General features: G+C 45.1%; 5 protein-coding genes. 4 read left to right on the top strand and 1 reads right to left on the bottom strand.

Translation table 11 applies throughout. The features are described 5' to 3' along the window. Window positions 1–472: 472 nt before the first annotated feature. The gene (locus ACG95_RS02910; protein ID WP_237756434.1) at window positions 473–1,006 is read right to left on the bottom strand and encodes a MarR family winged helix-turn-helix transcriptional regulator; all 534 of its coding nucleotides are present in this window, start codon (window positions 1,004–1,006) and stop codon (window positions 473–475) included. Between the two features lie 136 nt (window positions 1,007–1,142). On the opposite strand from ACG95_RS02910, the gene ACG95_RS02905 reads away from it, so the two are divergent. From ACG95_RS02905 to ppx, 4 genes are all read left to right on the top strand, one after another. Further along, window positions 1,143–1,952, top strand: coding sequence for a LicD family protein (locus tag ACG95_RS02905; protein WP_047999068.1), 810 nt, complete (start codon window positions 1,143–1,145; stop codon window positions 1,950–1,952). A 235-nt stretch (window positions 1,953–2,187) separates the two neighbouring features. Beyond that, window positions 2,188–3,717 carry a Ppx/GppA phosphatase family protein gene (locus tag ACG95_RS02900; protein ID WP_047999067.1) on the top strand — a complete coding sequence of 510 codons (1,530 nt, stop codon included), beginning with the start codon at window positions 2,188–2,190 and terminating at the stop codon, window positions 3,715–3,717. A gap of 1 nt (window position 3,718) precedes the next feature. Further along, a complete protein-coding gene (locus ACG95_RS02895) occupies window positions 3,719–5,875 on the top strand; it encodes an RNA degradosome polyphosphate kinase (RefSeq protein WP_047999066.1) in 2,157 nt (718 codons plus the stop codon). 2 nt (window positions 5,876–5,877) lie between these two features. Next, window positions 5,878–6,831: an exopolyphosphatase gene (ppx, locus tag ACG95_RS02890; RefSeq protein ID WP_047999065.1), complete on the top strand. Its 954-nt coding sequence runs from the start codon at window positions 5,878–5,880 to the stop codon at window positions 6,829–6,831. Window positions 6,832–7,014 lie beyond the last annotated feature (183 nt).

Below are 7,014 nucleotides of genomic sequence, written 5' to 3'. Positions count from 1 at the left end.
AACGGCTAGTTTAGATAAAAAACTGATCAAAGATTTATCTAGCTTTAATTTGATTGATCGTTATTCTCAAAAAACTAGCGGGTATATTGTTCAGTAACTGCCAGTCGGATTTTAGTAAGGATCTCAGTTAACTGACAAATTGGTTCCTGAGCAAAACTAGCAATCACAATCAGTCAGTTTAAACTTAGGTGCGCATATGTTTGCCTTTAATTGCTATCTAGCCGTGAGGGGCATCCTGACAATGTTCAGTGGTGAAATTATCCTTGGCTGAGCGAGCTTCTCGGCTTAGGATAAGGCCAACCTTAAAGATTGCAGTTTTTTTGCTGTAATCTTTAAGTTGTGCCCCACCACTCCAACATTGTCAGGATGCCCCGGTAGGCGGAATTAGGAAGCAGTTCTTACGCAGTAGGTTTTCGATACAAAAAATGAGAAGTGGACATGGTATTAACCACATCCCCTTCTCATTTTATTATCAGTCTTGGCTACCAGCAGATGACTGATTGGAACTTCCATCAGACGTTCCCAATCTTGTCACCTGATGACTAAAGGTTGCCATAATTTTCAACACTTGATCAATCTTAGGCGCACCTAGCTGACTGACCCAGTAACTGAAATGCTGGGTAATGGCCTGATCAACTGACCGTTCAATCTGCTGACCATGTTCAGTCATATGAAGGTAGAGCCGGCGCCGGTCTTGTGGATCAGGTACTTGAAAGATGTAGTGCTGCATCAGCAATGCCTTAACCTGGCGTGAGATAGCACTCCGCGTCACTTGGCGTTGCGTTGCAATATCATTTAAGGTGACTTGGTCGGTCATCGCAATCCGGCGCAAAATCAAAAATTGTTCAAAAGAAAGTTTATTTTGACTGAGTGGCAATGCCACAAGATCCATCATAATTTTAGTTGTGTTCTGATACGCTTCAAAATAGTCATTGAGTAGTTTATTTAATTCTATGTCATCCATCACAATCACCATCACTTTGTTGACTTTCCATGAATATAACATGCCTTTAACTACTTTGCTCGGATTAACCCAGTATTTCCCGGATTTTACCCGTGTTAAGTATCCTGCCTAACAATTTCAGGCAACAAAGTGTATGATTATAAGTAGTTGAAACGCTTACGTTAAAGGAGACGATTGCATGGCCCTGCCAGCTTTACACCAAGTCGAATTACGCTTGATGCAGACCGTAATTGAAATTTGTGACGCTGAAGCCATTGATTACTTTCTAATTGGTGGTTCGTTATTAGGAAGCATCCGTCATCATGGCTTTATCCCTTGGGATGATGACATTGATATCGGCATGCGTCGCAGCGAATACCAACGCTTCATTGCGGTTGCTAACCGGCACTTGGACCCCAACCAGTTTTTCTTACAGACCGGCGCAACCGATCCTGATTACGCCCTCAGTTATATGAAGTTACTGGATGTTAATACTTATATTGAAGAGAAGAACAACGTTAATAATGCCTTCAAAGGCGTCTTCGTCGACATCTTTCCGTTCGACAAGATTCCCGCTGACGAGAGTTTACGTCGATCACAGATGCTTCATTACAAGTTAGAAGACGCTGCGATCCTCTTAAAACTCAATTATAGTTTCGTCAAAACACCGCTACGTAACTTAATGTCACGGCATACGCCGCAGCAATTAGCGGACGTTAATGGACACAAACAAGAACGCGAAGGCTACATGCGGTTATATGAACAATCTGATTCACGGACTTATAAGAATTTAGCGTCCCAATATGACTACGATAAGGAGATCCTCTCCTATCAAGAATTGACGGAATTAACCACTGCACCCTTTGAAACGCTAACCGTCAAGATTCCGCGCGCATACGATGCTATTCTCACCCGTATGTACGGCGATTATATGCAGCTACCACCAGCTGATCAACGAGTTGAAAAACATCTGAACAAACTAATTATCAACAATCACGAAATCTTATAATCTTAACTAGCGTGGTTCAGGAGTACTCATTACTACTGAACCACGCTTTTTATCGTAACAGCGCCATAATACTAGGTTTTTTAGCCAAACTAACTGACTTAACAATTACGAATATCCTAGTCTTAACAACACTGAAATACTAATTTAATCAACCTAAACGTATGTTAAACTTAAGGCAATTAGCCAACCGTTATCATCGCTTTGGAGGTTGAAATCATTAAATGGGGGATCATTCATGGCAGCAAAATTATTTGGAATTATGATGATTAACGTTCAAAGCATCGAACTTTCAATCGTCAATCTACGCACTTTACGTCAAGTCGAACGCGTCCGTTCTGACGTTTCACTTGGGGAAGATATTTACGATCAGCATACGATCGACTATGATTCCGTTGAGCAAGCCACGCAGGCACTAAATGGCTTTATTCAAATCATGAACGACTACGGGGTCAAAGACTATCACCTATGGGGATCGTGGTCCCTGTCATCCGCCAACAACGCCGACTATATTCAAGACCAACTGTTGGTCCGGACTAGTCTGAAAATTGATTGGCTTTCGAGCAGCCAGGAAACTTACCTGCGTTCGGTCGCCGTGGCGGTCCATTTTCCACGTTTCAAACAGCTGATCGAAGACCCGACCTACCTATTAGGGATTAACTCAGGGAGTGTCGGCATCTCGCACTACGATCAGGGTAACTTTACGTTCTCACGGAGCTTACGTTTAGGACCAGTTCAGATCGCCGAAGTATTGGAAGACCTCCAATCCAGCGTGCCGAACTACGTTGAAGTTCTGGATGACTACATTTCAAGTCAGATTGCAGACTTTGGTCGGTTCTTACCCGATCGCCGTGACCAACCTAGTAACGTCGTCATGATGGGGGTTGCACCATTCACCAACCTCTTTGGACAACAGCAAAATCAAACGGGTATCGAAGAATTAAGCAAAGCTGATTTTCAAACGCTCTACGACGACGTCATCAACGCCTCCGATCAATACTTGATGGACAAATACGACGTTGATGAAGTTGACGTCCGTCTGATTATTCCCGAACTGCTACTTATCAACGAATTATTGCAGCTAACCAATGCAGACAAGATCTGGTTAGGTAACGTGACCGTCTTGGATGGCCTCATCATTCAGGAAGCCATTAAATTAGGCTATAAAAAATATGATTTTAACGATCAAATCGTAACCGCTGCTAAAAACATTGCCGATCGCTACAACGTTGAACCACGCCACCGCGACTTAGTGACCAAGTTCTCATTGCACCTATTCGACCAACTCAAACCACTGCACCACCTCGGCAAACGGGACCGCTTATTGCTACAAGTGGCCGCAATCGTTCACGACGTTGGGAGTTATATTGATCCCCATCAACACTACTTGCACTCTGATTACATTCTGCAAGCGACTGAATTAACCGGTTTGACGGATGACGAGAAGAAAATGATCGCCCTGATTTCACGCTACCACAGTGCGCAAACGCCATCCAAAGACCTGCGCCACTTTGAACATTTACAACTCGAACAGCGCTTATTAGTCTCCAAGCTATCCGCCATCTTACGAATTGCGGACGCCTTAGACGATGGTCGCAAACAAAAAATTGACAAGATTTCAATTTCCATTAAAAACCCACGGGTCATCATCACCTGCTACGCACACGATGACCTCTTCTTAGAAAACTGGGTATTCTCACAGAAAGCTGAATTCTTCAAGGAAGTCTTCGGTCTGACACCAGTGATTAAACTCCGGGGAGGACGTTAAAATGAACTATTTAAAACCAAATTATTTCGCTAATCGTGAACTTAGCTGGCTCGATTTCAACTACCGGGTGCTTGATGAAGCCCGCGATAAAGATAATCCACTGCTAGAACGCGTTCGTTTCTTAGGCATCACGCAGAGTAACCTCGATGAGTTCTTCACCGTCCGGGTCGCTTCTCTTCGCAAGTTGATGTCAGTCAATTATCCTAAACCTGATCCAGCCGGTTTAACAGCTGCTGATCAGGTCAGCGCCATCAGTGACAAGGCCCACGAGATGGTCAAGCGGCAGTACAACACGCTCAACCGCTCGTTGTTACCCTTACTGGAACAACACGACATTCGCCTTTTAACAGCCGCTGATTTAACTGAAGAACAACACGCCTTCGTTAAGAACTATTTCGATGACGAACTCTACCCAGCCTTAACTCCTATGGCCGACGACTCATCACGGCCCTTCCCATTCATCGGCAATAACACGTTAAACATTGCACTGCGGATCTACAAGAACGGTGACAAGAAGGATCGTAAATTTGCAACCGTCCAAGTTCCCGACGTTTTCCCCCGCGTGGTGACGTTACCGGGTGCTCCCAACCAGTTCATTCTGATTGAAGACATCATTGAAGAATTCGTTGGTTCACTCTTCATCAACTACACGGTCAAGGAAACTAGCTGTTACCGCGTCATGCGTGACTTAGACCTCGACGTGGCCGAAGAAGATACTTCCGACCTGTTAAAAGAAGTCCAGAAACAGCTTAAAATTCGCGAACGTGGCAAGGTCATGCGCTTAGAAGTTGAAAAGAGCATGAGTCGTCACCAACGGACTCGCTTGGCCAAATCACTTGGGACAGATGAAAACTCACTCTATATCATTAACGGGCCGCTGAACCTCACCTTCTTATCTAAGTTGGTCAAGGCCGTTCAGGGTCACGATGACCTGAATTACCCTAAATATCAAGCCTACTATCCAGCCGTTTATCGGGAACGCTCGATCTTCGACTTAATCAAGGATCACGACATCCTTATGCAATACCCGTATGACGATTTCAAACCAGTCGTTGATTTCATTCACGAAGCGGCTGAAGATGACGACGTTTTAGCCATCAAGATGACGCTCTACCGGGTTTCTGCTGACTCACCAATTATTAAGTACTTAGGTCAAGCTGCCCAAAACGGCAAGCAGGTCACCGTCCTAGTGGAAGTCAAAGCTCGTTTTGATGAAGAGAATAACGTTCACTGGGCTAAGAAGCTGGAAGAAATGGGCTGCCACGTCATCTACGGTTTATTAGGACTGAAGACCCACTGCAAACTGGCACTGGTCGTTCGTCGTGAAAACGAAGGCATCAAGCGCTACATGCACATGGGAACCGGGAACTATAATGACGTTACCGCCCACTTCTACACCGATATGGGACTGTTCACCGCGGATACTGACATGGGCATCGACGCCTCCAACATCTTCAACATGTTGTCTGGCTATTCCGAACCACCCTACTTCCACAAACTGCACATTTCACCCGATGGTATTCGTGACTTCATTAACGAAAAACTCGATGATGAAATTGCCATTGCTAAGGCTGGTCGTCCAGCCCTAGTTAAGATGAAGATGAACTCACTATCTGATCCACAGATCATCAGCAAACTCTACGAGGCATCCCATGCTGGAGTTAAAGTCCAACTGATCATTCGCGGTATCTGCTGTTTACGGACAGGGATCAAGGGCGTCTCCGACAATATTGAAGTTCATTCAATTATTGGTCGGCTGCTCGAACACAGTCGGATCTACTACTTCAGCAACGACGGTGAACCACAGATTTATTTATCCAGTGCCGACATGATGACGCGTAACCTTAACCGCCGTGTCGAATTACTGTTCCCACTACTGCAACCAGAAATCAGTCAGCGAGCAATCGCTATTTTTGAAACGATGTGGAACGATACGGTCAAGACGCGTATCCTCCAACCAGATGATCAGTACACGCAAGTTGACGGACGTGGACTCGAAGTGCTTGATTCGCAAGCAACTTTTATTCACCAAGCTGAACAAGCGGTCAAGGCTGATCATGGCGAACCAACACCAACCAGTAACGCCCATCAATTTATTCCGATGATGAGCCCTGAAAACGAACCGGATACTTCTGACCTCGACAGAAAGGACGATTAGCGATGGAAAATTTGGCAGTTATTGATCTTGGTTCCAACTCTTGTCGGATGACAATCACCCAGATTCAACCAGACGGTAGCTACCAAGTGACTCACCGGCTCAAGGAGATGGTCCGATTATCCGAAAACGAGGACGCAACGGATACACCGACCTTGCAGCCAGAAGCCATCGACCGAACACTGACCGCTCTCAAATCATTTAAAGCAGTCTATGACGAATTACCCAACCTGACGATTAAAGCCGTTGCAACTGCTGCAACACGGCGGGCCAGCAATCAGAAGAAGTTTCTCAAACAGGTTAAGAGCGAACTTGATCTCACCATTGACGTTATCCCAGGAACCACTGAAGCCTACTACGACTACCTTGGTATCATTAACACATTACCTACCACTAATTGTGTGATGGTCGATACTGGCGGCGGTAGCTGTGAACTAGTCTTGGTGATGAACGGCCAAGCTAAAGAACTGATCAGCTTACCAATCGGTGCGGTCAATCTATCTGAAAAGTTCGGCTTAAACAATCACATTACAGCCAACGCCCTATTCAAAGCCATGACCTTCGTTGATCAGCTCTTCAACAGCGTTTGGTGGCTACGTAACGGATTGAACCTGCCGCTGGTCTGTCTAGGTGGGAGTAACCGAACCCTCGCTAAGATCAACCGTCATCAGTCTGACCTGCTCAACTCTGAAGATATTCACGGTTACCGGTTGGATGCTCAGGCAATCTACAAGACTTTTGACACCGTCATTGGCAAAGACGCCGCGGAACGTGCTCTGATTCCTGGTTTAGCCAAGGATCGCGCGGACATTATCGTCGGTGGCCTGATTCCAGCTATTACGTTAATGCGTTTCTTGGATTCTGACCGGATGATTTTCTCACAGAATGGCCTGCGCGAAGGCATCTTATTCGAACGATTGAGCAAACTGACAGCCAAAAACGTTAAAACTAGTGACTAGCTAGCGGATTTACCCGCCTACCGGGTCGGTCCGACAACGCTGGATAGACTTTAAAATATTGATAATGTTTGACCTAGTTTTGATTTGATTGTTACTTCAAAAAAGGCTATTGGCAGTTATTCAATAATCGCCAATAGCCTTTTTTGTAGCCATTTAAAGGTTAAAAGTTAATTATTCAATGAA

The organism is Lactiplantibacillus herbarum, assembly GCF_001039045.1.
GTDB classification, from domain to species: Bacteria; Bacillota; Bacilli; order Lactobacillales; family Lactobacillaceae; genus Lactiplantibacillus; species Lactiplantibacillus herbarum.
The sequence above is the reverse complement of the archived record's forward strand: the minus strand, read 5'-3'. Positions and strand labels throughout refer to the sequence as shown.

Bases quoted from the DNA above. Each gene is read 5' to 3' on its own strand.
- ACG95_RS02910 (WP_237756434.1), bottom strand. From the start codon at position 1,006: ATGTTATATTCATGGAAAGTCAACAAAGTGATGGTGATTGTGATGGAT.
- ACG95_RS02905 (WP_047999068.1), top strand. From the start codon at position 1,143: ATGGCCCTGCCAGCTTTACACCAAGTCGAATTACGCTTGATGCAGACC.
- ACG95_RS02900 (WP_047999067.1), top strand. From the start codon at position 2,188: ATGGCAGCAAAATTATTTGGAATTATGATGATTAACGTTCAAAGCATC.
- ACG95_RS02895 (WP_047999066.1), top strand. From the start codon at position 3,719: ATGAACTATTTAAAACCAAATTATTTCGCTAATCGTGAACTTAGCTGG.
- ppx (WP_047999065.1), top strand. From the start codon at position 5,878: ATGGAAAATTTGGCAGTTATTGATCTTGGTTCCAACTCTTGTCGGATG.